This window comes from Streptomyces sp. ME19-01-6, assembly GCF_033793745.1.
Lineage (GTDB): Bacteria > Actinomycetota > Actinomycetes > Streptomycetales > Streptomycetaceae > Streptomyces.
Genome location: NZ_JARAXF010000001.1, coordinates 519,909 through 546,113, shown reverse-complemented (window position 1 = coordinate 546,113; position 26,205 = coordinate 519,909). Strand labels below are relative to the sequence as shown.

Below are 26,205 nucleotides of genomic sequence, written 5' to 3'. Positions count from 1 at the left end.
GCGCCCTTGAGCTCCACCAGGGCCGCGGTGGGCGGGAGGGCCTGCACGACCGGGGAGAGCTCCGCCAGCATCTCCAAGATGTGCCGGTAGGTCTCCTCCGGCAGACGGTGCGGGCAGCGCACGTGCATGGCCGTCGACCTCTGGCGTGCCGGTGCGTCTGTAGTCATGACAGCCACCTCCCGCGCCCCACGTTGGGGGGTGCCCCGGTCGACCTCGCGCAGAGGCTGCGCCTGCAGTCTGCCGCCTGGTACCGGCGGTTCAGCGGCCGGTGCCGATGCTGGTGGCCCTGGCCTGAAGGGTCTGCTGCACCTGGGCGACGGTGGCCTTGCTGTAGGCGAGCTTCTCCAGTTGGCTGTCGATGGTGTCGGCGATCTGCTGCCAGGGGTGATGGCCGGCGGGGCGTGGGTGGCCTGCAGCTGGGTATGGAAGGCGGCCATCTTGGGGTTCTTGCCCAGCTTCCCCTCGCACCAGGCAGGGGCAACGGCGGGCAGGTTGCCGGTGGCGTCTGCGTACGCGGCGATGTTGTCGACATCGATGAGGAACTTGACGAACTTCCACGCCGCGTCCGGGTTCTTGGCGTCCTTGAAGACCGCCAGGTCGCTGCCACTGGCCAGGCCGACGGACCGCTCGCCCTGCGGCAGAGGCACGGTCTGCCACTTGCCGTCCAGCTCGGGAGCGTTGAGGTGGAGGTTGCCACCAATGCTGGCGCCCTGCTGCACGGTGGCGATCAGCCCGTTCTGGAAGTCCTGCCCCGAGTCGGTCTTGTCGTTCGGTGACAGGCCGTTCTTGAAGATGCTGTTGTAGTACTCCAGGGCCTTGGCGACCGCGGGAGAGTCGAAGGTGAACGTCTTGGCGGTGGCGTCGTAGATGTCGCCGCCCTGCTGCCACACCATCGGCAGCCAGAACCGCCAGGAGTTGAGGCCGGTCTGCAGCTGGGTGGCGTGGCGCAGCCTGGGGTTCTTCTTTCCCCGCGGTGGCCTGGATGGCCTTCAGTTCCTTCAGGTACTACCCGGTCCAGTCGTCGGCCGGGGCGCCATGAATGCCGGCCTTCGCGGTGTCGGTGCGGTAGTAGATCACGGAGGTGTCGGCGGTGAACGGAACGCCGTAAGAAGTGCCCTTGCACGTCGTGGTGTCCCACGACCCCGGGAAGAACCGCCACGGTCTGATCGAGGCCGGGGTGGCCTGCAAGCCGTTCATGGCGGCCATCTCCGTCATCCAGCTGGAGTCGACCAGCCGGGTCTCATCGGAGCACGGATGATCACTTGGCGATCTTCGTACGAAGCTGTTCTCGGTGGTGACCGGTTCGCGGATCAACCGGAGATGCGGCTGGCTGCCGAGTAGGGCGGTGGCCTGGTGCGGAGACTCGCTCGCGGTCAGGATCACCACCGCGTCGGCGAGGGACTGAAGAGGGGCGGACACTGCGCGGCGCCTTGGTCAGACACTGAGTCCTCGGCGTCCCCTCGGCCGGAGAGCCCGGATGCCACCGGCCGAGGGGGCGGGCCGGCCCGGTCTGCCCTGACTTACAGACCGGGCCGGCGGTTACGGCGATTGCGGGTCGGTTGGGTCCGCGCCCGCCATGTTTACGAGTCGCATTGCGTCGCGTCGCCTGCTGGGTGCCTGGTGGGCACCTTCAGCGCTGTGCCGGGCTTGACCTTGCGCACGTCGTCGCTGCCGATGCCGACGCGCACGGGAAGCGGCTTACCGGAGCGCAGGGTCAGCTTCGTCGTCTGCCGGCCGACTGACAGGTCGAAGGTGCGGCCCTGCCATTTCACCCCGGTGATGTTGACGCCCGGCAGTTGCTGCGGCAGGAAGGGGTCGAGGGTGACGGCGTCGGTTCCCCAGCGCATCCCGGTGAAGCCGTAGAGGAACTCCTGCAGGTAGCCGCCCTGGCCGGTGGTGAAGTTGAACGCTCCGCCGTTGCGGGTCTCGTACCACTGGTTAAACGGTGCGGCCTGGTACGGCTCCACGCTGTTGCGCAGGTAGTCGTAGACCTGGCAGCCCGGCGATCCCAGGGCCGCGCCGTTGATGGCGGCGATCGCGTCCGTCATGGACGGGCCGCCCGGGTCGGTGTGCTCCTTGTAGTAGTCGAGGTCGTTCTGGGCCAGGCCGGCCGACATCGGCACAGCCCACGGATATTGCAGCAGGGTGACGTCGGCCTGCTTGACGATCTGGCCGCTGTAGCCGTCGAACTCGGGGTGGATGTTGAGCTTCGCGTCCACCGGGATCTTCAGGCCGTCGGCGACCTTCTTCCACACCGGGTCGGCGGTCCGGCCCACGAGCCCCGCGGCGCGGATCGCGATGCGCAGTGACGCCTGTGCGCCGGCGTTGGTGGTCACGCTGTTGTCGACGGGATAGTGGTACTCGTCCGGGCCCATGACGTCGTTGATGTCGTATCCGCCGGAGTCGTTGGGTACGGCGCGTGTGGCCCAGTAGTCGGCGATGCCCTTCAGAACCGGCCATGCCTTGTCCCGCAGCCACGCCTTGTCGCCGCTCGCTTCGTAGTACTGCCACTGCGCGAGAGCGATGTCGGAGTTGATGTGGACCTCGTACGTGCCCCAGGGGTCGGGGGCTGTCTCCTTGCCGGTCAGCGCGCTCTCCCAGGCGAACTTCGCGCCCTTGATCGGCTGCTCCGGTGTGGACAGCTTGGCGGCGTTCGCCTCGGCCGTCGGCAGCTGCCTTTGCCGGTAGGTGTTCGCCCCGTTGGCGATGTCGGGGTGCTGGGCGAGCAGTGCCGGGTACATCCAGGTCTCCATGTCCCAGAACACGTGACCGCTGTAGCCGTCCGAGGACAGTCCACCCGGGCTGGTGCTCCAGTCGACTCCGGCGCGCATGCTTGCCAGCAGGTAGAACATCGACGCGCGGATCTGCGCGGTCATGGTGCTGTCACCCGGGATCGAGATGTCCGACTTCCACAGGCGTGACCATGCCTTGTTGTTGCGGTCGATCGCCGTCCGGTAACCGGCTTCGGCGGCGCGGGCCGCGGTATCCGCGGCGGCCTGCTGCGGGGTCGCTTTCTTGAGCGGCCGGTCGGTGTCGACGCTGGAGGCGATACCGACGTACTTGGTGATCCGGTAGGCCTGACCGGCGCGGACCGGGAACGCGGCGCTCTGTGCGGCGCTGCCGTCGTCGGGTACGGCCATCGCCTTGGTCGGCGCGGCCTTGTCGTTGACGCGCAGCACGGAGTTCAGCCCGGCGGTGGCGAGTTTCCCGTCGGTGACGACGGTCGTCGAGAGCGTCGCGTTCTTGCCGTCCACATGCGGGTTCGTGGTGGAGGCGCGGTGCAGGCCCCGGCCGTCGAACTGATCCACGACGGTGGCCGTTCCGCTCCAGTGCGGTACGACGCGCACGCTCACCGTGCCCAGATGGCCCTCCGCACGGTTGGCGTTGACCTCGTAGGCGAAGCTGGTTCTGTCGCCCGCTGGCGAGGTCCAGTCGAACGACGTGCTCAGCACCCCGGTGCGCAGGTCCAGCGACTGCCGGTACTTGCTGGTGGTGCCGACCGTCAGGGGGGCTATGTCGGTGGGTGGCTGTGCGCCTTCCGGATACGCCGCGAGGTAGTCGACGTTCACCCGCGCCGTGTCACCCTCCTTGACGGTGATCGCGAGTGTGTTCGCGCCCGCCTTCAGCGTCACCGGCAGGGTTATCACCGCCCACTTGTCCCAACCGCCCGAGTCGGGAACGGTCAGTTGCTGGAGCGTGCCATTGACGCCGAGGTGGATGGTCTGCGGGTCGCCGCTGCCGTTGGAGTACCGGATGGCCAGCGTGGCCTTGCCGGCCGGCGCATCACGGATCGGAACGACGCCGGTGCCGCCGACCGTCGCCCCACCGGTGTTCAGGCCGGCCAGGTAGCCGCCCACGATCCCACCCGAATGGGAGTTCTCGACGAACGCGCCGCCGGATATCTTCCCGTACGCGGCCGGGCACAGCTGGTTGAACCCGCAGGACCAGCTGCCGATGCCGTATACACCGCCGCTGCCACTGCCGCCGAAGCCGAGCGTGGTCCAAGCCGGCAGGCTGGCCCGCTCCTCGGCCCCTTCCCGAGGAGCTCCGTAGAAGCCGGCCAGCTGGGACTGAGTGGTGATGGGCACGCTGCCGTATCCGTGGCCCGCCGCCGGCACCCGCGCGGCGAAGTAGCCGTTGCCGACGAACGTCGGGGAGTAGTTCTTCGAGGTGTCGGTCGTGCTCAGCACCCAGCCGTCGTCGCCACCGGCCTTACCCGGTGCGGGTGCGGACGAGGCGGGCACCGCTGCCGTGCCCAGGAGCAGGCCAGCGAGGGCCAGCCCGATGGACGCTGTCCTCCTGGTCGTGCGTGAGCGGGCGCGTGGGCGGACGGTCGCCGACGGCACCATCGACTGCGCGGTCCCAAGGCGTACGCTTGCGTCGGCTCTGGCGCGGGCACCCGGGCTGATCACCATTGATACCGCTGACGCCGCGGTTGTTGCCGCGGCCGTGAATCGGGCCCAGGCCGAGCTGCGGCGCGAGGTACCGAGCCTCGTTCCTGTGTCGCCTACGGTGTGACCGTATTCCTTCATCGAATGCCACCTCCTCGGGGTGGAAAGCGTGGCTGTGTCACGACGGCCTGCCGATGCGGCTCGCAGAGCGGCGTCGCGGTGCAGGACACAGACCACGAGGGGAAGTTGCGGGGGTGGGGGTTGGGTCTGGGTTTCAGGCTGACCGCGTGGTGAAGATCGCGGCGGCGCCGACGGGCAGTCGGTAGCTGTACGTGGTGCCGCCCCACGGGACGTCGAACGTGGCGGTGCCGGTGCCGGAGTTGTATGCCACCGACAGCCGCGTGCCGTCGGGCATTTGCGCGCTCTTGCGCTGAACGCCCTTGTCGCTGCTCGTACTCGACGTGCTCTTGCCGTCGGGGGCGAGGACGGAGACGTCGTGGATGGACCACCAGCTGCCGGAGGCGGCCTTGTTGACCACGCGGATGTAGCGGGCGGTGGTGGTGGGGAGCTGGATTCGGGTCACGGTGCTGCCGGGGCCGGTGGCGATGGGCTTGCCCCAGTTGGTGCCGTCGTCGGAGGTGTACACCTCGTACTGGCGGGCGAAGTCGCCGGATGAGGCGGTGGCGTCCAGGACGATCTGGTCGAAGGTCCGGGTGGAGCCGAGGTCGAGTTGGAACCAGTCGCCCGGCTGCATGCCGCGCCCCAGGCTCCAGCGGGTGGACGCGTCGCCGTCGGTGGCCTTGGAGGGCGGGTCGTCCGAGCTGCTCGCGGAGGCCGTTGCCTGCCAGCCGTCGCGGGACAGGGCCGTCTCGCCGGTGGGCGGGCTGAGGGATGCGCCCGTGGGCAGGGTGTAGCCGAGCCACTGGTCGCCGACGCGCACCTGGGGCTGCTGGGCGAGCAGGCTGCTGTCGTAGCTGATCAGGGCCTGGCTGCCGTTGGCGTTGCGGAAGGGGATGTCGACCGAGCCGATGGCGGCCGGGGCGGTGCTGCCGTGCTGGGCGCCGGTCCAAGTAAAGGTGGCGGCCGCTCCCGCTGCGAGTGTGTAGCTGAAGTGGCGGTTGCCCCAGCCGACGGTGAAGGTGCGTTCGGTGGCACCCGAGTTGTAGGTGACCAGTGCGGTGGAGCCGTCGGGGTTGGTGAAGGCGACGTCCTCGATGCTGCCCTTGCCGAGGGTGTTGGAGGCCACCCGGTGCGCGCCGGGCTGGACGAACTTGCTGGCCTGGGCGAGGCCCCAGTAGTCGGCCGTCGGCGTGTATGTCCATGTGCCGTCGGTGTTCGGCGCGACCGTCACCACCGGGCGGCAGCCGCTGCATCCGTTGTTCCTGGGCCCGCCGTTGGTGTCCAGCGCCATGTTCCAGCGGACGATGCTCTGGGCCCAGTTCCGGGGTCCGTTGATGACGTTGTCCATCGTTCCGGCGAAGCCGCCCTGTTCGTCGCCCTCCCAGGTGCCGCCGGAGCACTCGGTCTGGAAGGCGGGCTTGTTGGGGTAGTCGTTGTGGACGACGGTTTGCGCCGTCACGTCACCGGCATAGCAGTGCCAGGCCGTACCGGCGACGTTTTTGGCTGTGGCCGGGTCGGTGTACAGGGATTCGGGGTAGCTGGTGATGTCCCAGTTGTGGTCGTAGCCCAGGATGCCGGTGGACAGGCCCTGCTTACGCAGGGTCGGGGCGAGGTAGTCGTTGACGAAGGTCTTGGCCTGGTCGGCGGGCAGGGACATGCCCGGGTAGGTGGAGGGCTCGTACAGCGGTTCGTTCTGCGGGGTGACGTAGCGGACCGGGACGCCTGCCGCCTGATACGCCTTGAGGAACTTCGCGAAGTAGTTGGCATACGCCTGGTAGGAGTCCGGCTTGAGTTGGCCGGTGACCATCGAGCCGCTTGTCTTCATCCAGCCCGGCGCACTCCACGGGGTGGCCATGACGGTCAGCTGCGGGTTGATCCGGCCGGCCTGCTTGAGCAGGGGGAGCGTGTACGCCCGGTCGTGGTCGACGCTGAAGTGCGCGAGAGTGGGGTCGCTCTGGCCGACGGGCACGTCGTCGTAGGAGTAGTTGCCGCTCACGGTGAAGTCGCTAGCGCCCATCGGCTGGCGCAGGAAGCTCAGGCCGATGCCGTCGCGGCGGCTGAACAGGTCACGCATCAGGGCGTTGCGCTGTGCGGCGTCGAGCTTGGTGCCGACCAGCCAGGCGGAGGAGTCGGTGAACGAGGCCCCGAAGCCGGCTATCGACTGATACTTGCGGCTGGTGTCCACGGTGATGACCGAGCCGGCCGGGGCGGGGCCGGTCTTCCAGGTCACCGGCGCTTGCTTGGCCAGGTGGGTGTCGGTGGACAGGTCGGTGAGCCAGACGGACGCCCTGCCGGGCACGGTGCCGGGCGCGGTGCCTGCCGAGGCCGGTGTGGCCGCCGGCAGGACGGGGAGTGTGGCAAGCAGGGTTGCGGTGGCTGTCAGGGAAAGGGTGGTCCGGCGTCGTTGCCGGGTGGGGGATTTCATGGTGCGGCTCCTTGCGGGTATGACGGCCATGCACGGCGGCGCGCCTGCATGGCGTGGGTGGTGCGAAGCCGGCGCGTGGGGGCCGGGTAAGGGCGCCGGGGCGGGGGTCACTTCAGGCCGGTGGTGGCGATGCCGGCGACGAAGTGGCGCTGGAAGAGGAGGAAGACGATGGCCACCGGGAGCAGGACGATCACGGCGCCGGCGAGGAGGATGCCGAAGCGGGTGAAGTCCTGTCCGCTGCTGGCCAGGGCGAGGCCGACGGGGAGGGTGTACTGGCTCTCGTTCTGGGCCACGACCAAGGGCCACAGGAAGTTGTTCCAGGAGCCGAGGAAGGTGATGATCCCGAGGGTGGCGAGGGCCGGTTTGGTCAGCGGGAGAACGATCTTCCAGAAGATGGCCAGTTCGCGGCAGCCGTCGACGCGGGCGGCGTCGATCAGCTCGTCCGGCAGGGTGGAGATGAACTGCCGCATCAGGAACACCCCGAAGGGTGTGGCCAGGAAGGGCAGGATCAGCCCGAGGAGGGAGCCGGTCAGATTCATGTTGGCCACCAGTACGTACAGCGGTACGAAGGTGACCAGGCCGGGGACCATGAGGGTCGCGATGACCAGGGTGAAGACGGCGCGCTGTCCGCGGAACTCCAGCTTGGCCAGGGCGTAGCCGAGCATCGAGCAGAAGATCAGGTTCCCCGCGGTGACAGCCAGGGCCACGATCACGGAGTTGGCGAACATGCCGGTGAAGTCCAGGGTGCTGAACAGCTCCCGGTAGTTCGCGAGCGTGGGCCTGGCGGGGATCAGGTCGGGCGGGATCTTGCGGATGTCCGCCTCGGGCTTGAACGCCCCGGACAGCATCCACAGGAACGGCGTGACCATCAGCAGCAACAGGCCGGTGAGCGGCAGGTACAGCCACGGGCGGCCCCACTCCTGCCGGATGCGGCGGCGCCGTAGGACCTTGTCCGTGGCCGATGGTGTGGGGGCGGACGTGAGGGTGGTCATGGGGCATCAGTCCTTGTCGCGCAGCAAGCGGAACTGCAGCACGGTCAGCGCGATGATCAGAACGAAGACGACGTAGCCGGCCGCCGACGCGACGTCGTAGTTGCCGTTGCCGAACTGTTTGTAGGCGTACAACGTGGTCGACAGGGTGGAGTCCAGCGGTCCGCCGTCGGTCATGACGAACGGCTCGTCGAAGAACTGCAGGTAGCCGATGCCGGTGGTGACGGCGGTGAGCAGCAGGGCGGGGCGCAGCAGGGGGAAGGTGACCCGCCAGAACCGCTGCCAGTGCCCGGCCCCGTCGAGTTCCGCCGCTTCCATCAGGGACTGGGGCACGGACTGCAGGCCCGCCAACATGATGATCATGACGGTGCCGAGGTTGCGCCACACGGCCATCACGATCATGACGGGCAGGGCGAAGCGGGTGTCGGCCAGCCAGGCCGGGCCGTCGATCCCGAACCAGGCGAGAACGGTGTTCACCAGGCCCGCGTGGGGTTCGAGGAGGGTCTTCCAGACCACCGCGACGGCCACAATGCTGGTGATCACCGGCAGGTAGAAGCCGACCCGGAAGATCGCCCGGAAGCGGCGGATGCCGCGGTCGAGGGCGACCGCCGCGGCGAGCCCGGCGGCCAGCGTCAGGGGCAGGGCCGCCAGGACGAACACGGCTGTGTTGCGCAGAGCGGTGAAGAACTGCGGGTCCTGGAAGAGCCGGACGTAGTTGTCGAAGCCGGTGAACGACACGTTCAGCGGTGTGCGCAGGTCGGCGCTCTTGGTGTCGGTCAGACTCATCAGCAGCGACCAGGTGACCGGCAGCAGCATGAAGGCGAGGAACAGGGCGAGGAACGGGGCGGCGAGGACCCAGGCGGCGCGGGCCTGGCGGTCCCGCGCGGCGCGCCGCAGCGAAAGGGTGCGGCGGCGGGCCGCCGGCTGCTTGCCGGCGGTGGCGCGCTCCTGGGAGCCCTGCCCGGCGACGGTGCTCGTGGGCATGGTGGTCATCCGTCCGTACGAGGGATGCGGGCTGCGGCGCTTCAGCGGCCGGTGCCGATGCTGGTGGCCTTGGACTGCAGGTTCTGCTGCACCTGGGCGACGGTGGCCTTGCCGTAGGCGAGCTTCTCCAGCTCCCCGTCGATGGCGTCGGCGATCTGCTGCCAGGTGGTGATGGCCGGCGGGGCCTTGGTGACCTTCAGCTGGGTCTCGAAGGCGGCCATCTTCGGGTTCTCGCCCAGGCCCCTCTCCGACCAGGACTGGACGGCGGCGGGCAGATTGCCGGAGGCGTCCGCGTACTCGGCCAGGTTCTTCGGCTCGGTGAGGAACCGGACGAACTTCCAGGCCGCGTCGGAGTTCTTGGCGTCCTTGAAGACCGCCAGGTCGCTGCCGCCTGCCAGGCCGGCCGACTGTGTGCCCTTGGGCAGCGGCATGGTCTGCCACTTGCTGTCCAGTTCGGGAGCGTTCTTCTGCAGGTCGCCGCCGCTGCTGGGGCCCTGCTGCACGGTGCCGATCAGCCCGTTCTGGAGGTTCTGACGGGCGTCGGTCTTGTCGTTCGGTGACAGCTTGTCCTTGAAGATGCCCCTGTAGTGCTCCAGCGCCTTGGTGACCGCGGGTGCATCGAAGGTGAACTTTGTGGTTTTCGCGTCGTAGATGTCACCGCCCTGCTGCCACACCAACGGCAGCCAGAAGAGCCAGGAGTTGAAGCCGACCTGCAACTGGGTGGCGTTGCGCAGCTTGGGGTTCTGCTTGCCCGCGGTGGCCTGGATGGTCTTGAGATCCTTCAGGTAGCCGGCCCAGTCGTCGGCAGGGGCTCCCTTGATGCCGGCCTTCGCGGTGATGTCGGTGCGGTAGTAGATCACCGAGGTGTCGGCGATGAACGGGACGCCGTAGGAGTTGTTCTTGTACTTGGTGGTGTCCCACTGGCCGGGGAAGAACGCGGACTCCTTGAACGAGGCCGGGGTGGCCTGGAAGCCGTTCATGGAGGCCATCTCGGCCATCCAGGTGGAGCCGATCAGGGACATGTCCGGGGTGTTGCCGCCGGCGATCGCGGTGGTCAGCTTCTCGTGCGCGGCGTCCCACGGCACCGCGGTGATCTGGACGTCGACGCCCGGGTTCTGCTGCTCGAACTTCTTCGCCAGGCTCTGCAGGTCCTTGTCGGCCTTGTCGCCCATGGACCACATGACCAGCTTGCCCTTGGCCTTGCCGCTGCTGATCTTCGCCGGGGCGTCGTTGCCTGGCTCCGAGTCGGCGCTACGGCCGCAACCGGTGGCCAGCAGAGCCGCCGCGACGGCGGCGCACGCGATCTGGAGGGTTCTGGTGGTGGGACGGGTGATGTACATGGTTACGGCTCCTTGCGGTCGCGCTGAACGGGGCGCGGGGGGGGCGACTGGGGCAAAAGCGGCTGAATAGGGCCGGGTGGGTCAGCCTGCGGGGCGCAGGCGGCCGTCGTCGACGGTCACCTCGGCGGTGAGATGCGGATCACGGCTGGAGCGTCCGACGTGGAGGCGGTAGCGGCCGGGCGGAGTACGCCACGTACCGGCCTCGGTGTCCCAGATTTCCAAGGCGCGAGCGGGCACGCACACCTCAGCGGTGACGGATGCGCCCGGTGTCGCGTGGACGGTGGCGAAGCCGGCGAGCAGGCGCACCGGGCGGTCGGGGCCGTCCTGCGGCGGCTCCAGGTAGACCTGGACGACCTCACGGCCAGGCTGAGGGCCGGTGTTGGTCAGTTCCACGGTCAGGTTGAGCCCGTCTCCGCCTGCGGGGTTGGGCAGAATGGCGGAGACGGACGACTCGGGGAGGGGCACGGACTCGCTGACGGTGACGGATTCGTAGGTCCATCGGGTCCAGCCGAGACCATGGCCGAACGGGAAGGCCGGGACGATCCCCTCGCGGTCCCAGGCCCGGTGGCCGACGTGAACGCCTTCGCCGTAGTCCACGATGCCGTCGCGGGGACGGGCGTCGGGGACGGGCACGTCCTCCGCGCGGGCGGGCAGGGTCCACGGCAGGCGGCCCGACGGCTCGATCCGGCCGAGCAGGACATCGGCCAGTGCGTGCCCGGCCTCCTGGCCCGGCAGCCACGCCCACAGCAGGGCGGGAGCCTCATCCGCCCAGGGCAGCAGCACCGGGGCGCCGGCGTTGACGACCACGATGGTGCGCGGGTTGGCGGCGATCACCTTGCGGACCAGTTCGTCCTGGTGGCCGGGGAGGTCGAGCCCGGTGCGGTCCCAGCCCTCGGATTCGACCTCTTCGTTGGTGCCCACGACGACCACGGCCACGTCGGCCGCCTGGGCCGCGGCGGCGGCTTCGGCGATCTCCTCGTACGGCGTCGGCCCGGGCGGGGCATGCCGCAGCTGGGCAGTGACGAAACGGCCGTAGCCGCCGGCCTCGATCACGGTCAGGTCGATGCTGAGCGCGATCTCGCGCGGCTGCGGCCCCACCTCCAGGTCGATGCCATGCAACGGCGGGTTGTTGTGACTGGAGTCGAGGATCAGCTCCACGCCCCGGTCGTCGTCGCCCCTGAGTACCTCTTCGCCGTCCACGGTCGCCCGGAAGCGGCCCACGCACCCGACCTCCAGGCGGTGCGTACCGGGCTCGGCGAGGGTCAGCACCGTGCGCAGCACCACCCGGTGCGTCGTCGGTCCGAAGCCGCCGTAGCCACTCCAGTCGCCGGACTGACGCACGTCACCACCGATGCGGTGGCCCTCGGCGTCGACGTGGTCGGCCCGTACCCCGGCGGCGCCGGTGTCGGGATCGTTCAGCAGCGCATCGGACAGGTACGGCGGGCGCAGACGGGCATCGCCGCCCCGGTGCACGGACATGCGTACGTGCTCGGGCAGTGCGGCGCGCAGGCCTTCCTCGAAGGACACCGTGCGCACGGCCGGAACGAAGGCGCTGCCGCCGCCTTGGAGGTACGGCGCCACGGCGTTGGGGCCGATGAGCGCGACGCTGCGGATGCTCTCCGGTGTCAGCGGCAGCAGGTCTGCCTCGTTGCGGAGCAGCACCGTGCCGCGGGCGGCGACCTCACGCAGGAGACGGAACTCCTCCTCCGCGGGCCCGGCGGGAGCGGCGGGCGGTGGCGGGGGGTTCTGTCCGGGGTCACCGAGCCTCCCCGTGTGACGAGCCAGGCGCAGCAGCCGCAGCACCTTGTCGTCGACGAGCTGCTCGTCCACCTCGCCCGCGCGCACGGCCGCCACCAGGGCGTCGCCCCACGGACCGTGGGGGCCGGGCATCACCAGATCAAGACCGCCGACCGCCGAGGCCACGGTGGAGCGGGTCGCGGCCCAGTCACTGACCACGGGCCCGGAGAAACCCCACTCCCCCTTCAGTACCTCGCGCAGCAACCGCGCGTTCTCGGACATCGGCGCGGACTCGGTCCCGTCGTCGACGCCCGAGTACGCGGCCATCACACTCCACGGCGCGGCCTCGGCGAGGACCTGCTCGAAGGGGGCCATGTAGACCTCCCGCAGCGTCCGCTCGTCCAGCCGGGCGCGGTAGTGGGTGCGGTCGGTTTCCGAGTCGTTGGCCACGAAGTGCTTCAGGCACGCGCCCACGCCCCGGCCCTGCATGCCGCGTACCAGAGCGGCCGCCAGGGTGCCGGTGAGCAAGGGGTCCTCGGAGAAGTACTCGAAGTGTCGCCCGGCGACCGGGGTGCGCTGCAGGTTCACCGCCGGGGCCAGCACGACGTCGACGCCCTTGCGGCGCGCCTCCGCGGCGAACAGCGCGCCCAGCCGCTCGGCGAGTTCGGTGTCCCAGGCTGCCGCCAGTGCACTCGGCGCGGGGGCCAGCAGGCCGGTGGCGTCGGGCTCATCACCTGTCCCCCGCACCCCCTGCGGGCCGTCGGACATCGTCACCGCCGACAGCCCGAGCCGGGGCTCGGACGGGACTCGCCACAGGCTCGCGCCGGTCAGCAGCCGGATCTTGGAGGGAAGATCCAGGTCTCGGATGCGGCGCCGCAACTCGGCGTCATCGGTGAGAGCAGGGCGGCTCATGCTCGTCCTTCCAGGCCGCGGCGCGGCACGAAGCGGGTGGAACGGGAGCAGGAAAGCACACTTACTAAGTACTTAGTAAGTCCTTGTGCGGAAGTTCTTTCCCAGGTTTGATCAGGTCGTGACCACTGATCGAGAGCCCCGTAGACTGCGCACAATGAGCGAGAGCAAGCCGAACGGTAAGCCGCAGCCTCGTACCGGGAAGAGCCTCAAAGCCCAGCAGCGACGGCAGGAGATCCTCGGAATCGCCATGGACGCCTTCGCCGCCCATGGCTACAACAACGCCTCTCTCGCCGAGATCGCCGACCGGGCCGGCGTCACCCAGGCCGGCGTCCTGCACTACTTCCGTTCCAAGGCGCAACTGCTCACCAGCGTCCTAGCGCTGCGCGACGAAACCGACATCGAACAGCTGGGCACCGACCGCCCCCGCGGCCTCGCCTTCCTGCGCCACCTGGTCGACACCGTCCGCCACAACACCGAACGCGAAGGCATCGTCCGCCTGTATGCCGTGCTCTCGGCGGAGAGCGTCACCGACGGCCACCCGGCCCAGGAATACTTCCGCGACCGCTACGCGGGTCTGCGTGCTCTGGTCGCCGAAGCCCTCGCCGAGGCATGCGAACTCGGCGAAACCCGGCCCGACTTGGACGTCGAAGAAGCGGCCAGCGCCCTCATCGCCGTCATGGACGGCCTCCAGATTCAGTGGCTGCTCGCTCCCGACTCCGTCGACATGACCGCCGCTACGAACCGTGTCATCACCGCACTCCTGGCAGACCTCACCGGCAAACCCACCTGACGCCCACCGCCACCTAGGTCCCGGACCCGCCTGCCTCTTGCGGCGCTGTCCACGAGGTTGACGCACGCCCGCTCCTCCACCGGTCTTCCCGGCGGAGCCGGGGCCGTGTCGGCAGGGCACCGACCCGCCAGAGGTGTTCACCAGGGGAGCTGAGCCGCGGTTCTCCGCCCTGGTCAGTACATGTCCGCCGCCGCGCGGTCAGGGAACGCGGGCTCCCGTACACACGAAGTATTGCGGCAGCAGATAGCGGCCGCGAGTCCGAGAAGGCAAGGGAAGGATTCCCCTCGTAGCGGGGGCTGAGCCGTCGACAACCCGACAGCCACGAGGTTGGGTCGGCCGGTTGTCGCCGCCTGCACCGCCGCTACGAACGCAAGGCCGAGCACTTCCTGGCCTTCGTCGGCATTGCCGCCGCCCTCATCTGCTATCGGCGTCTTGCCAGATACCGGCTCTGCTCCGCCTTCTTGCGGGCGGGCGCCTTACGCGCCGGGCTTTTGGCAGCGGCTCCGACGGCAGTCCGACTGCGCGGTGCCGCAGACTTGGCCACCGCCTTCTTCACGACCGGCTTCCCCTCACCGTCGGCCTTGACCTCCTGCCCCTCGGACTCCGCCTCCGCCTCCCCCTTCTTCTTCGTCGCCTCCTGCTCGACCTCGGCCACCGTCTTGTTGAACTCCTCCGCCATGACGCGCTGGATGCCCTGGGCCTTGCTGAGCAGGTTGCAGGCCAGCTGAACCTGGCTGTAGATCCTGCCGATCAACTTGATGAGCCGGTTGAGGTCTTCACCGAGAATGACCGCCAGGTCCTCCGGCTTCTTCTCCGCCAGGTCCTCCAGCAGAGGTAGCAGGACCTCCTCCACCTTCCCCAGCCCGTCCTTGGTGTTGGCCTTGGCCTTCGGCCGCCACATCGGCCAACCCGTCGCCCGCCACCGGGAGCCCCGAGCCCGGCGGCCGTGGAGGCGGTGACAGGATCAGTTTCGGACGAGGCCGACGTCAGTGAGCGCGGAAGCGGCGCCCGCCTCGGCCGCGTACCGCATGGTGTACGGCCGCAGGTTCCAGGCCCCGACCGTGTAGCCGAGCCTGGCCTCGCCTCCGGCACGGGCCTCGATCCGCCAGGGCATGCCGCCTGTCGGGTAGAACCGCAGCGTCAGCGTCTTCCCCGACGGCAGATAGAGCTCGGCGACGGACCGGTCCACCACCAGACGCAGTTCGATCGGGGCACCGGGCACCGCCCTCGCCTCCGGGCAGGGGACGCGGTACGTTCCGCCGTGTGCGCGCGGGTCGAGGGAGGCGTGGTCGCGGTCCACGACGAGCTCACCAGCGGCGGGGTCGATCCTGATGTCGAGGTACTCGGCGCCGTCGGCTGAGGTGACCAGCCGTAGTCCTGCTGCCCTCCCTGCGGCACGGGGCTCCAGACGGGCCGTCAGGTCGAAACTCGGGCTCACCGTCCCCAGTACGGCCGTTCCGGCGGTCTCGCCGGCAGCGGTCACCGCGCGCTCGTCGCGCAGCGCGAGGAGTTCCGCGGCCGGTCGCTGTCGTACGGAGCCGTCCTCGGCGAGTGTCACCTCGCGCGGCATCGTCAGCAGCCCCGCCCAGCCGGCCTCGCGTACCCAGTCCGGGTCGCGGGCCTCCCACGACCAGCCCCACAGCAACCACCGGCCGTCGGGGGCGGGCAGCAGTGCCGGGGCGTAGAAGTCGGGTCCGTGGTCGAGCGCGGCGGGGGCGTCGGCGAGGAAGCGGCCGTCCTGCTCGCGCCCGGGGTAGACCACGGTCCGGCGCGGTCCGAGATCCGGGTCCCAGGCGCCGACGAGTAGTGCGCCGCGTCCGTCCGTGTGCAGGTACTGGGGGCACTCCCAGCCCAGCCCCGTGTCGGCGCCCGGCGCCACCGGCTCCGGGGCCCGGTCCAGGAACGGCCCCCTGTACTCCCACTGCTCCAGGTCCCCGGACTCGTACAGCAGTGCCGCCGCCCGGCCGTCCGCCTGGGCGGAGCCGACCAGCATGCGCCAGCGGCCGGACTCGCGCCATACATACGGGTCGCGGTACATGGTGGCGCCCTCGGGTGGTTCGGGTATCAGCAGGCTGCCGCGCGGTGTCCAGGTGACACCGTTGTCCCGGGACTCGGCGGTGGTGACCGGCTGTGCCCAGCGGTCGGTGCGGAAGGCGGAGTAGAAGGCGATCATGCGGCCGGCGTCGGAGACGGCGTTGCCGGAGAAGCAGCCGTCGGCGTCCTCTCCGCCCGGCGTGGGGGTCAGTGCGAGGGGAAGTTCCTCCCAGCTGATCAGGTCGGGGCTGCGGAAGTGGCCCCAGTGCATGTTCGCGTGTTCGGGTCCGTACGGGTTGTACTGGAAGCACACGTGGTAGTGGCCGTCGTGGAAGGCCAGCCCATTGGGGTCGTTGATCCAGTTGCGGGGTGGGCGCAGGTGCGCGATGGGCAGGTGGGTGTCTGTGGGCATGACGGACACGCAGGGGTCCTTTCGGTGTGGGGGTCGCAGGAGCGCAGTCAGCCCTTGACGCCGGTGGAGGCGATGCTGTTGACGAACGACCGCTGGAAGGCCACGAACAGGGCCAGGACCGGCACGGTGATCATGGAGGAGTACGCCATGATCTGGCCCCAGCCCACGTTCAGCTGGAAGAAGTAGGAGATGCCCACCATCACCGGCCGCAGCTCCTCGCTCTGCACGACCATCAGCGGCCACAGGTAGGAGTTCCAGGCGGGCAGGAAGGTGAGAATGGCGACGGTGGCGACGGCCGGTCCGGACAGCGGCATGATGATGCGGCGGTAGATGGTGAACCAGCCTGCGCCGTCCACGATCGCCGCCTCGTCGAGTTCCTTGGGGATGCTCTGGAAGTACTGGTGGAAGAAGAAGATCGAAAAGGCGTTGGCGACGAACGGCAGGATCTGCACCTGGTAGGTGTCCATCCAGCCGGTGGTCCACTCCAGGTGGAAGCCGTTGACGCGGAGCAGCGGCAGGTGGTTGACCCACCACACCAGCGGCAGGGCGAAAGTCTCGAACGGCACGATGAGGGTGGCGATGACGGCGGTCAGGACGAGCTTCCTGCCGGGCCAGCGCATCCGTGACAGGGCGAAGGCGGCCAGGCTGTTGACGATGATGCCGAGCACCACGGTGATCGACGAGATCAGCACGGAGTTCAGCAGGAACCGCGCCGCCGGGACACGCTCGAACACACCCGTGTAGTTGTCCAGCGACAGGGCACCGACCGGCAGGAAGGCGCGCACGGAGCCCAGGTCGCCGAAGATCTGGTCGTCCGACTTGAACGACGAGACCAGCATGAACAGCAGAGGTAGCCCGAAAACCAGGGCGAGGACGACACGGCCGGCGTGACCGCCGAGGTGCTTGAGGAAGGAGGTCATGTCAGCCCTTCTCCCGGGTCAGGAATCGCTGGACGAGGGATACGGTCAGCACGAGTACGAAGAAGACCAGCGAGATCGCTGCCGCGTACGCGGTCTGCTGCTGGTCGAAGCCGGCGTGCACCGCCTGGTAGACGACGGTGGTGGTGGAGTCGAGCGGGCCGCCTTGCGTCATCACCCTGATCTGGGTGAAGAGGCTGAAAGCCGCGATGGTGATGGTGACCAGCACGAACGTGCGGGTGCCCCGTAGCCCGGGCCAGGTGACATGGCGGAAGCGGTGCCAGCGGGTGGCGCCGTCGAGGTCGGCGGCCTCGTACAGCTCGGCGGGAATGGTCTGGAGACCGGCCAGCCAGATGACCATGTGGAAGCCGACGCCCTGCCACACCGACATCAGGATGATGGCGGGCATGGCGGTGGCCGGGTCGCCCAGCCAGTCCGGGCCCTGGACGTGTCCGAGGGTGAGCGCCGAGAGCACGTGGTTGACCAGGCCGTCCTTCCGGTAGAGGAAGGTCCACAGGAGGGACACGACGACCATCGAGGTGACGACCGGCAGGAAGTAGACGGTGCGGAAGAAGTTGACGCCGCGCACCTTCGCGTTGACCAGCAGGGCCAGCACCAAGGCGAGCCCGGCCTGGAGCGGGACGACGACGGCGGCGAAGTACGCCGTGTTGCGCAGCGACTTGTAGAAGGTCGGGTCCTGGAGGAGCAGGGTGAAGTTCCTCAGGCCCACGAAGCGGGCCGGAGTGGGCGAGATGAGCCTCGCATCGGTGAACGCCAGGGTGAAGGCGAGGGCGACCGGAACGACGAGGAAGACGACCAGCAGCACGACAGCCGGGGTGGCCATGCCGAGGGCGGTGAGGCTCTCACGGCGACGGGCGTTGGTCGTTCGGGTACGCCGGACCGGACGCAGCCGGCCGAGGGCTGCGATCATGGTGGTCACGGTAGCTCCAGGGGAAGCCGGTCCGGTTCGGGCTCGCGGGGAAGGCGCGGTCGGGGCCCGAACCGGACCGGGGCGGGTCAGCCGGCTTGGTAGTTGTTCGTCTTCAGGTTGTTGTCGATGTCCTTCGCGGCCTGGCCGAGCGCGTTCTTGGGGTCGGCCCCGGCCAGGATGTCCTGGGCCGCCTTCTGGAACTCGGTGGAGATGTACGGGTAGGCCGGGGTGGCCGGGCGGACCACCGCGTACTTGCGCGCGAACTGGACGAACACGTTGAACTCCCCGCCCGGCTGGTAGCCGTCGACCTGCTTGGCGGCGGTGTCGGTGGCCGGGATCGTGCCGGTGGCCTTGGCGTAGTCGACGAAGTACTTGGTCTGTCGGGAGAACTTCAGCCACGCGTGCGCGCCCGCCTTGTTGGAGCAGGTGGAGCTCATCGCCCACTGCCAGGAGGCTCCGCCGATCTTGGGCCCGTCACCGAAGTCGACCGGCGGGATGATCGCCAGGTCGTCACCGAGCTTCGCGGCGTTCTTGGCCGCGTTCCAGCTGCCGTCCCACTGGATGGCGCTCTTGCCGGCCAGGAAGTCCTTGTTGGGGTCGGCTCCGGACTTCTTCGCCATGTAGTCCTTGGTCACCAGCGAGCGGAACCAGGTGGCCCACTCCACGGAGTCCTTGCCGTCGAGGGTGCCGGAGGCGGTCTTGTAGCCGTGGCGGTTGATCAGGTCGCCGCCGAAGCTCTGAAGCTGCGGTGAGTACGCGTACGGCCACCACTCGCCGCTGCCGCCGGTGCCCATCTCCAGCGGGTACTCGAACTTTCCGCTCTTCTTCAGCTTGGCCAGCGCGGAGTCGAACTCGGCCTTCGTCCAGGGCTTGTCGATGGTCGGGAGGCGGATGTCGTACTTGTTCAGCACCGACTTGCGGGCGAAGAAGGACAGGGAGACGTCGTAGAAGCCGAACGCGTAGAGCTTGTCCTTGTAGCGGCCCACGGTGCTGGGCAGCTGGTCGGACAGCGGAACCTGGCTGCCGGAGACGTCGATCGGGGCGAGATAGCCGCCCCAGGCCCAGTTCGCCACGTTGGGGCCGTCCACGTCGAGCAGGCAGGGCAGCTTGCGGGCCGAAGCGGCGGCCACGACGGAGCTGTTGTAGTCGCTCTGCGGGAACGCCTGGAGCTTGACCTTGTACTTGCTCTGGGAGCCGTTGAAATCCTTGATGATCTTCTTGACGACGTCCAGCTCGGCCGAGTTGCCGGCGTTGTGCGTCCACAGGGTGAGCGTGTTGCCGTCTGCTCCGGACGTGCTGCCGCCGCTGCCGGACGCGCATCCGGCGACCAGCGCGGTCGCCGCCGCGACGGCTACACTCGCACCAGCGAGGCGCCTGGTTCTCCACACCACGAGGTTCCTCCATCTCACTGAGACGGGTCTTGCCGGACCCGCCTTGGCGACCGGTTGCGACGGTCGCTGTTCTTGGTGGTCGTCCCGCCGCCCGGGAGTTCTCCGCTCCGGGCGGCGGGACAACCGTCTATGGGCGCCGCACATCAGCCCTCGGCGGGCGCGCCGATGGAGGCACGCTCCTGAAGCGGCATGGGCACACGGTGTACGGCGGCTTCGAGCGGCCCCTCGCCGAGGATCAGCTCCACGGCGAGACGGCCGAGTTGGTAGTGCGGCAGTTTCAGCGTGGTGAGCGCCGGGCGCAGGACGGACGCGATGTCCTGGTCGTCGAAGGAGACCACCGACACGTCGCCGGGCACGGAAAGACCCGCCTCGCCGAGCGCCTGGTAGGCGCCGAAGGAGACCCGGTCGGTCAGGCACACCAGCGCCCGGGGCCGGTGGCCCGCCGTGAGGAGGGCGGTGACCTCCCGGTGGCCGTCGCGCGTGTCCCAGTCGCATTCGACGACACCGTCCAGGCGGGCACCGCCCGCCCGCAGGACCTCCTCCAGCCCGCGCATGCGCTCGTTGCCGGCGATGATCCCCTCGGGAGTGGCCGGAACGGCCTGGTGGCCGCCGATCGCCCAGATGCCCTCGGTGTGGCCGGCGGCGAGCAGGGCACGGGCCGCGTCCCGGCCTGCCTCCAGCTCGTCCGGGACGACGGACGGCGCGTCGAAGCCGGGGGCCAGGCAGTTCAGCAGGACCACCCGGCGCCCGAACAGCTCCTTGGGCGGAGTCACATACCGGGTGAACATGGACGCGTAGATCACCGCGTCGACCTGGCGGTCCAGCAGCGCGTGGACCAGCGACGACTCGGCGGCGCGGTCACCGCCCGCTTCCGTGATGAACAGCAGGTTGTCCCGCTGGCGGGCGGCTTCCATCGCGCCGCGGATCACATCTCCCGCGAACGGTGTCGTGGTGATCCGGTCCGACACGAACCCGATGGTCTGGGTCGACTTCGTCCGCAGACTGCGTGCGGTGACGTTGGGGCGGTAGCCCAGCTCCCGGGCCACCTCCAGCACACGATTGCGGGAGGCATCGGAGATGCGCATATCGGTACGGCCGGACAGGGCGAACGACGCGGTCGTCGGCGAGACGCCCGCCTTGCGGGCGACATCGGCCATGGTCACGCGGCGTTCAGACATCGATGGCTCAGCTCCGTTGTTAAATCGGATTAGCAAGTTGCGACGAGACTCATGCGCTCTTCGCCCGATGTCAACACCCCGGACATATCGAATGGGAAACGGTGACCTAATATGTCGTTTTGCGAGATATTCAGGTAACGCCATGGTGAAGCGGTATGCATGAGCTCTTGCGTTAGCAGGAGTGGTGCGCGAACGATGTCGAGTCATCCGGTTAAATCGATTTGGCACGACGTCAGGCCCTGCCGCGCACCACCCAGGAGTCAGCCTTGAGGAGAAGAACAGCCCTCACTGTCGTGTCCGCCGCCATCGGCGGCGCCGTCGTACCACTCTCGTTCACTCCCACCCCTGCCGACAACGACGAACGGCGCGGTCCGCAAAGCCCCACCGCCCGCTGGGACTTCGACGAGCGCACCGGCACGGTCACCCGGGAGGCGGTCTCCGGCTCCGCCGACACCGTCAGCTACGTGTTTGCCGACGCCCGCTACAAGCCCGGCAGCGATCCCTGCTACTGGATCGGCACCTTCGACAAGGATGCGTGCCGCTTCGTGCCCGACCACGAAAAGCCCCGCGCGTTCGACTTCGACGAACACTTCACCGGCCCGTCCGGCTTCGCCACCCCCGACGGCCGGTCCGTGCTCTTCAGCACCACCCAGGACCGCCGCAGCTGCCCGCGGCTCAGGGCGTGACCCCGGCCGGGTCCGGCGCGATCACGGTATGCCCCGCGCCTGATCGGGCGCTCTCCCGCCGTCCGGCCTTGGCCGCGTCCGGCTCGCCCTCCTCCTGCTCGGCGGTCAGCACCAGCAGGGCACGCGACTGTGACGATGTCGTGCGGCGCCACGGCCCGCAGGTTCCCCCACTCGACGCTCACCGCCAAGGGCGAGCATCGCAGGGCGGGCCCTGTCGACCTGCTGGTCGCCGCTGCTGCGGAACAGGCTGGGCTGACGCCGGCCCACCACGACCGCGACTTCGAAACGATCGTCCATGCGACCGGACAGCCGGTACACATCGTGAGGGCCGGACTCGGCGAAGATGCGGACCGGGTATATCGTGCCGCGGCGGACCGTTCTCGCGGCCATGACCGCGGGAACGGGCGCCGCATCCAAACAGAGGGCACCCCGTACGCACTGCTGCCGCGACGGCGCCATGGTCGCGGGTCGCGGAGCCAGGGGGCCGGGCGGCGCTCGGGATCAGGTGCGGCTGCAGCGCGGTTCACGACAGGAGGCGAAGCGCGGGCGGCGCTCGGGATCAGGTGCGGCTGTCGGTGAGGCCTGTCAGGAGTGCGGTGATGGCGCGGTCCGTGGAGGCGGCCATGTCGACGGAATCGGGGGCGAGCAGCCATTGGACCTGGAGGCCGTCCATGACGGCGATGATCGCGTTGGCCGCGTCCTCGAGGTCCAGGTCCGCCCGGGTCTCGCCCCGTTCGCATGCTTCGGCGAGGGCCTCGGTGACCATGGTGCGCAGCCCCGCGTAGCGGTCACGGAAGTACTCCTGGGCCGGGTGGCCCTCGGTGACGCTCTCCGCCGACAGGACGGCGTACAGTCGCACGATGCCTTCTCGTTCGGTGTTGCGGCAGGACTTCAACCCGGACCGGGGCGGTGACGACGCGCCACCGGGGTGCTCCATTCCGCCACCGTGGCCCCCGTGGAGACGGCGTGGTCGATCTGCTCGTGTCCGGCGGCAACGACCCTGACCGGCTCTACGCGGCCGTCATCCGCGCCGGCGACGGCAAGGTGCCGGCAAAGGCCACCGGCCGCGGCAACGAGCAGTACCGCCGGGTCGTCTTCGACCTGTCCGCCCACATCGGTGAACGGATCTACGTCGAGGTCGTCGACCGGGCGACGGGCGGCTGGGGCCACATCAACGTGGACGACGTCAACGTTCCCGTCTGCCGGGAGTGACACCTGCCGCCACAGCAGGAGGAAGCGCCGCTCGATGCCGGGCCCGCTGACCTGACCCGTTCCGGAGCAGGGCCGGCCGGGACTCCGACCTCCGCGACGCAGCCGCCACATTCGGCGACGGCCCCTACGCGGTGATCCTCGACGACGCCGACCACATCACCATCCAGCCCACCCAGGAAGGCTTCACCGACGCCCCCACCTGCTGGACGACATCGCCCGCCTCTCCGCCCGCGGCCACCACGCCCTCATCCTCACAGTCGACGCCACCCCCATCCTCACCGGCTTCCCCAACCCCCTCGCCCGCCTGATCAACACCATCATGACCACGGGAAACCGGATCCTCCTCGCCACCGGCCAGACCCCCACCCTGCTCCAACTGGCCACACCCGAGTAACGCCTCTACGTGCAGACCCAAGGCGCCGACCTCCGCCTGGAACACGACACCCTCCGCGTCCACCTCCCCGACACGCCCGGACGGCGCACCCTGCCCCTCAGACGCATCGAAAGCATTGTCGTCTACGGCCACATCAACCTCTCCACCGAACTCATCACACGCTGCGCCCAGGACACCTTGAACGGCTTGCCCATGTCGGCCTCGGCCTCGGGTGGCGGTCGCCCTCCCGGGTGACCGTGGATCGCAACACCGTCGACGACGCGCTGTGGCTGGCCCCGACCGATGTGGCGGTCGCCCTCCCGGGTGACCGTGGATCGCAACTCTGTGGGATGGTGGTGCTCCCCCGGAAACGGGGCGGTGGCGGTCGCCCTCCGGGGGGGACCGGGGATCGCAACCCCGCACCGCGTCACGCTGGACCTGACCAAGGAGCAGTGGCGGTCGCCCTCCGTGGTGACCATGGATCGCAACAGCGTGAGACCGGGCTGCATGTCACTTCGCACGCCGTGGCGGTCGCCCTCCGGGGTGACCGCGGATCGCAACGCCGACGACTTGGCCGAGTACGCCGACCAGAGCCCGGTGGCGGTCGCCCTCCAGAGTGACCGTGGATCGCAACTTCCCCGCGAGGATGCAGGTGGCCCAGGGCTGGCGGGTGGCGGTCGCCCTCCGGGGTGACCGTGGATCGCAACCAGTCGGGCTGCCCATGGCAGGGCTCAAGCGGCGGGTACCCGGGCTGCGCCGCGAGGAGGTCGCCGCCCTGGCCGGGTTCAGCATCGACTACTACATCCGCCTAGAACGCGGCGCACTCACCAACGCCTCCGACAGCGTGCTGCACACCATCGCCCGCGCGCTGCAGCTCGATGCTACCGAGCAGGCCCATCTGATCGACCTGGCGCGCGCTGGCCGGCCGTCCCCGTGCGCCGCTCCCATCGCACCCCGCCCGCGGCGATCGCCCGCAACCGCAGACGGTGCTCGACGCACTTGTCGAGGTCCCCGCGCTGGTGCGCACGCCCACCCTCGACGTGATCGCTGCCAACCCCTCTACAGCGTGGCTCAACGCCGACGCGCGCAAAGCTCCCAACCTCGCCCGGTTCACCTTTATCGACCCCTACGCCCGCCAGTTATAGCGCGACTGGGACGAAGTCGCCGACAGCCTCACCGCCCACCTGCGCGCCGCCGCAGGAGCCACCCCCTACGACCACACTCTCACCGACCTCGTCGGCGAGTTGTACACCCGCAGCGACACCTTCCGCTAGCTGTGGGCCCGCCACGACCTGCGCGCGCACGGCCGCGGCCGGCGCGTGATGGCCTGTGCCCATGTCGTCTGTGGCCCATGGGACAAGGGCGCCCCTCTGTGGGTGGCCTTTCCCAAGTCCGACCTACTCATGGACCGGCGGCTGCCGGCGAGCGAGGTGATCGCCCCGAGCCCCGAAAGCAAGCGGCACAGACAGGACGTCACGATCCTGGTGCTCGCAGACAACTTTCCCGAGTCGGCGGCACCTTTGCGCCGTCCCACCGGTGGAGACCTCGTGGGCGAGCCCTGGTGGTCCTTCGGTTTCCCCGACGACGTCTTCGACAGTTCCTCCGCCGGGGAGGTGGGAGAGAACCTGGCTCACGGCTGGATCCGGCTGAACACCGCCTCGCGGTACCTGGTGCGCCCCGGCTACAGCGGCGTTGTCACAGGCCAAGCTGAACGGTCTCTGGAGGGCCCGAGCGACTGCGTGCGCGCCCTGTGTCCACTGGTCGTCGACGGCCACACCCTCGTGGCCGCTGCCGACGATGACCACTGCCGTCGTTCTGTGGGACCTGGGATCAGCGGATGTGTTCGGGGAGTACCGGGGACACGCGGCTGCTGTTCACGCCATCTGCTCTCTGACGGTAGACGGACGCACGCTTCTCGCCAGTGCCGGTGCCGACTGCACCGTGCGCGTGTGAGATCCCGAAAGGGCAGAGACCGTCCACACTCTGTGGCATCCCTTCGGCGTGTCCGCGGTGTGCGCCGTCGATGTCGACGGAGTCCAACTTCTGGCTTCTGCCAGCGGTGGGCCTGACGTCCGGGTTCACCTGTGGGATCCCACGACTGGCGAACGCATCGCGGCGAGACATGGCTCTGGGACGCCGCCACTGGGCAGTGTGTACACGACGCTGAGGAGCCCGGACTACGCCATACCAGCGCGATCAACGCCCTCTGTGCCGTCGAACATGCTGGTCGTACGCTCCTGGTCACTGCGAGCAGCGACAGGACGGTGTGCCTATGGGACCCGATCACCGCCACACGGGTCGTGGAGGCCCCCGTCCGCCACGTGGCGTGGCCTTGGGGGTGGCCTGGTTCGAGGGACTACTTGCCGTAGGCCTCGACCGAGGGCTGCAGGCCCTCACCTTCAAACTGCCGTCCTGACCTCGGAGGCTGCCGATCGCTCGGCTGAGTCCTCTGGAAACCAGGAAGTCGCAGCCCGGAGGACCAAGGGACAGGCCACGTGCCAAGCGCCGATCCTGACCTTGACACCCACCGCCGCAGCGGCAGGGGCCTGGTTCTCGAGAATCGTCGCTCAAGCTACCCGAGGACGTAGGTCTCATCACCAAAGTCAGCAACGACCTTCAATTTGCCACCAAGGGCCTTCACGTACGCAGCAAGGGTGTCGACCTCACTGCGGTCCAGCTGCCCCTTCTCGATCCGCGAAACCCGAGCTTGAGTGACCCCCATGGCCTTGGCGACCTCCACCTGGGTGGTGTGCTGCCGCTTGCGCAGCTCAGCCAGTCGGTGCACCCGGGAGGCAGTGATCATCACCTGCGCACCCTGCGTGATCCGATCCTTCTCCGCATCGGTGAAGGCGAACTCCTCACTCAGGGCCTCCCAGGAGACGGCCTGCGGGTCCCTCAGGTGATCAGTCATCGCTTCGGGTCCTCTCTCCTTCGATTCGTTTCAGGTGATCCTCGTACGCCTGCTCTGCCAGCGGCACTGCCACTCGGTACCAGCCGGACCAGTTACCCGCTTTGTCCCCGCCCACGAGGATCACAGCCTGCCGTTGCGGGTCGAACACGAACAGCAACCGCACCTCCGAGACACCGGCCGAGCCGGGGCGAAGCTCCTTGATGCTGGGCAACGCCGAGCCCTTGATCGTGTCAACCAAAGGCCGCCCCAGGGCAGGGCCCTCTTCTTGTAACGCGGTGATGGCCTGACTGACCTGGATGAGGGTGTCGCGGTCGGTACGACGCAGGCCGTGGAGCCAAGTGAGAGCGGGCTCGGCCACGACGATTTCCCAAGCCGTCCGACCAACCTCCCACCTGCAGGATATTACACTGACAGCATATACCTTGTGGGTAGGGCTTCGTCGACCAGTCTTGCGCCTTGCCCGCTCATAGAG

The 26,205-nt window shown here is 68.9% G+C and carries 21 protein-coding genes and 6 pseudogenes; 8 read left to right on the top strand and 19 right to left on the bottom strand.

Translation table 11 applies throughout. The features are described 5' to 3' along the window. Positions 1-530: 530 nt before the first annotated feature. The 8 genes and pseudogenes from PV419_RS02535 to PV419_RS02500 form a co-directional block, all read right to left on the bottom strand. Positions 531-893: pseudogene (locus tag PV419_RS02535) on the bottom strand (extracellular solute-binding protein); the annotation flags it as partial. Positions 894-1,005: 112 nt separating this feature from the next. After that, positions 1,006-1,419 carry a hypothetical protein gene (locus PV419_RS02530; protein ID WP_319685953.1) on the bottom strand — a complete coding sequence of 138 codons (414 nt, stop codon included), beginning with the start codon at positions 1,417-1,419 and terminating at the stop codon, positions 1,006-1,008. A 161-nt stretch (positions 1,420-1,580) separates the two neighbouring features. Continuing rightward, positions 1,581-4,190: a glycosyl hydrolase family 65 protein gene (locus PV419_RS02525; RefSeq protein ID WP_319685952.1), complete on the bottom strand. Its 2,610-nt coding sequence runs from the start codon at positions 4,188-4,190 to the stop codon at positions 1,581-1,583. 475 nt (positions 4,191-4,665) lie between these two features. Then, entirely contained in the window at positions 4,666-6,936 is a 2,271-nt protein-coding gene (locus tag PV419_RS02520) for a discoidin domain-containing protein (protein ID WP_319685951.1), read from the bottom strand. A 107-nt stretch (positions 6,937-7,043) separates the two neighbouring features. Next, positions 7,044-7,928: a carbohydrate ABC transporter permease gene (locus PV419_RS02515; protein ID WP_319685950.1), complete on the bottom strand. Its 885-nt coding sequence runs from the start codon at positions 7,926-7,928 to the stop codon at positions 7,044-7,046. Between the two features lie 6 nt (positions 7,929-7,934). Further along, complete coding sequence (locus PV419_RS02510; RefSeq protein WP_415925208.1) at positions 7,935-8,918, bottom strand: carbohydrate ABC transporter permease; 984 nt, start codon at positions 8,916-8,918, stop codon at positions 7,935-7,937. Positions 8,919-8,950: 32 nt separating this feature from the next. After that, positions 8,951-10,249: an extracellular solute-binding protein gene (locus PV419_RS02505; protein ID WP_319685948.1), complete on the bottom strand. Its 1,299-nt coding sequence runs from the start codon at positions 10,247-10,249 to the stop codon at positions 8,951-8,953. Between the two features lie 81 nt (positions 10,250-10,330). After that, on the bottom strand, positions 10,331-12,898 hold the full coding sequence (locus tag PV419_RS02500) for a beta-glucosidase family protein (RefSeq protein ID WP_319685947.1): 2,568 nt from the start codon (positions 12,896-12,898) through the stop codon (positions 10,331-10,333). Positions 12,899-13,052: 154 nt separating this feature from the next. Here PV419_RS02500 and PV419_RS02495 point away from each other — a divergent pair, with 154 nt between their 5' ends. After that, positions 13,053-13,688, top strand: a complete 636-nt coding sequence (locus PV419_RS02495) for a TetR/AcrR family transcriptional regulator (RefSeq protein ID WP_319685946.1) — start codon at positions 13,053-13,055, stop codon at positions 13,686-13,688. A gap of 335 nt (positions 13,689-14,023) precedes the next feature. Then, positions 14,024-14,128 (top strand): annotated as a pseudogene (locus PV419_RS02490) (IS5/IS1182 family transposase); the annotation flags it as partial. Here PV419_RS02490 and PV419_RS02485 read toward each other — a convergent pair. The 6 genes from PV419_RS02485 to PV419_RS02460 all read right to left on the bottom strand — a co-directional run bounded on the left by PV419_RS02485 (position 14,110) and on the right by PV419_RS02460 (position 20,551). Then, positions 14,110-14,589: a hypothetical protein gene (locus tag PV419_RS02485; protein ID WP_319685945.1), complete on the bottom strand. Its 480-nt coding sequence runs from the start codon at positions 14,587-14,589 to the stop codon at positions 14,110-14,112. The pseudogene PV419_RS02490 and the gene PV419_RS02485 overlap by 19 nt on opposite strands. A gap of 63 nt (positions 14,590-14,652) precedes the next feature. Continuing rightward, a complete protein-coding gene (locus PV419_RS02480; RefSeq protein WP_319685944.1) occupies positions 14,653-16,134 on the bottom strand; it encodes a glycoside hydrolase family 32 protein in 1,482 nt (493 codons plus the stop codon). A 47-nt stretch (positions 16,135-16,181) separates the two neighbouring features. After that, positions 16,182-17,054 (bottom strand): carbohydrate ABC transporter permease, encoded by an 873-nt coding sequence (locus PV419_RS02475; protein ID WP_319685943.1) that lies wholly within the window; start codon positions 17,052-17,054, stop codon positions 16,182-16,184. A gap of 1 nt (position 17,055) precedes the next feature. Beyond that, positions 17,056-17,982 (bottom strand): sugar ABC transporter permease, encoded by a 927-nt coding sequence (locus PV419_RS02470; protein WP_319685942.1) that lies wholly within the window; start codon positions 17,980-17,982, stop codon positions 17,056-17,058. An 86-nt stretch (positions 17,983-18,068) separates the two neighbouring features. Continuing rightward, positions 18,069-19,373, bottom strand: coding sequence for an extracellular solute-binding protein (locus PV419_RS02465; RefSeq protein WP_319685941.1), 1,305 nt, complete (start codon positions 19,371-19,373; stop codon positions 18,069-18,071). Positions 19,374-19,516: 143 nt separating this feature from the next. After that, positions 19,517-20,551, bottom strand: coding sequence for a LacI family DNA-binding transcriptional regulator (locus PV419_RS02460; protein WP_319685940.1), 1,035 nt, complete (start codon positions 20,549-20,551; stop codon positions 19,517-19,519). A gap of 266 nt (positions 20,552-20,817) precedes the next feature. Between PV419_RS02460 and PV419_RS02455 the strand changes: the two genes are divergently transcribed. Then, positions 20,818-21,237 carry a hypothetical protein gene (locus PV419_RS02455; RefSeq protein WP_319685939.1) on the top strand — a complete coding sequence of 140 codons (420 nt, stop codon included), beginning with the start codon at positions 20,818-20,820 and terminating at the stop codon, positions 21,235-21,237. Here PV419_RS02455 and PV419_RS02450 read toward each other — a convergent pair. Continuing rightward, the gene (locus tag PV419_RS02450) at positions 21,227-21,349 is read right to left on the bottom strand and encodes a hypothetical protein (protein ID WP_319685938.1); all 123 of its coding nucleotides are present in this window, start codon (positions 21,347-21,349) and stop codon (positions 21,227-21,229) included. The genes PV419_RS02455 and PV419_RS02450 overlap by 11 nt on opposite strands. Before the next feature lie 62 nt (positions 21,350-21,411). On the opposite strand from PV419_RS02450, the pseudogene PV419_RS02445 reads away from it, so the two are divergent. After that, positions 21,412-21,561 (top strand): annotated as a pseudogene (locus PV419_RS02445) (VapC toxin family PIN domain ribonuclease); the annotation flags it as partial. 235 nt (positions 21,562-21,796) lie between these two features. Here the strand turns inward: PV419_RS02445 and PV419_RS02440 are convergent. After that, positions 21,797-22,120, bottom strand: a pseudogene (locus PV419_RS02440) (TetR family transcriptional regulator C-terminal domain-containing protein); the annotation flags it as partial. An 83-nt stretch (positions 22,121-22,203) separates the two neighbouring features. Here PV419_RS02440 and PV419_RS02435 point away from each other — a divergent pair. Further along, entirely contained in the window at positions 22,204-22,449 is a 246-nt protein-coding gene (locus tag PV419_RS02435; protein ID WP_319685937.1) for a hypothetical protein, read from the top strand. Positions 22,450-22,573: 124 nt separating this feature from the next. On the opposite strand, the gene PV419_RS02430 is transcribed toward PV419_RS02435, so the two are convergent. Continuing rightward, complete coding sequence (locus PV419_RS02430) at positions 22,574-22,975, bottom strand: hypothetical protein (RefSeq protein WP_319686218.1); 402 nt, start codon at positions 22,973-22,975, stop codon at positions 22,574-22,576. Between PV419_RS02430 and PV419_RS02425 the strand changes: the two genes are divergently transcribed. From PV419_RS02425 to PV419_RS02420, 3 genes and pseudogenes are all read left to right on the top strand, one after another. Next, entirely contained in the window at positions 22,880-23,077 is a 198-nt protein-coding gene (locus tag PV419_RS02425) for a CRISPR-associated endonuclease Cas1 (protein WP_319686200.1), read from the top strand. The genes PV419_RS02430 and PV419_RS02425 overlap by 96 nt on opposite strands. 391 nt (positions 23,078-23,468) lie before the next feature. Then, positions 23,469-23,711: pseudogene (locus tag PV419_RS53115) on the top strand (helix-turn-helix domain-containing protein); the annotation flags it as partial. Between the two features lie 28 nt (positions 23,712-23,739). Continuing rightward, positions 23,740-24,096, top strand: a pseudogene (locus tag PV419_RS02420) (hypothetical protein). 1,298 nt (positions 24,097-25,394) lie between these two features. Here the strand turns inward: PV419_RS02420 and PV419_RS02415 are convergent. Continuing rightward, positions 25,395-25,733 (bottom strand): helix-turn-helix domain-containing protein, encoded by a 339-nt coding sequence (locus tag PV419_RS02415; RefSeq protein WP_319685936.1) that lies wholly within the window; start codon positions 25,731-25,733, stop codon positions 25,395-25,397. Then, positions 25,726-26,091 carry a type II toxin-antitoxin system RelE/ParE family toxin gene (locus PV419_RS02410; protein WP_319685935.1) on the bottom strand — a complete coding sequence of 122 codons (366 nt, stop codon included), beginning with the start codon at positions 26,089-26,091 and terminating at the stop codon, positions 25,726-25,728. The genes PV419_RS02415 and PV419_RS02410 overlap by 8 nt, the downstream gene beginning before the upstream one ends. Positions 26,092-26,205 lie beyond the last annotated feature (114 nt).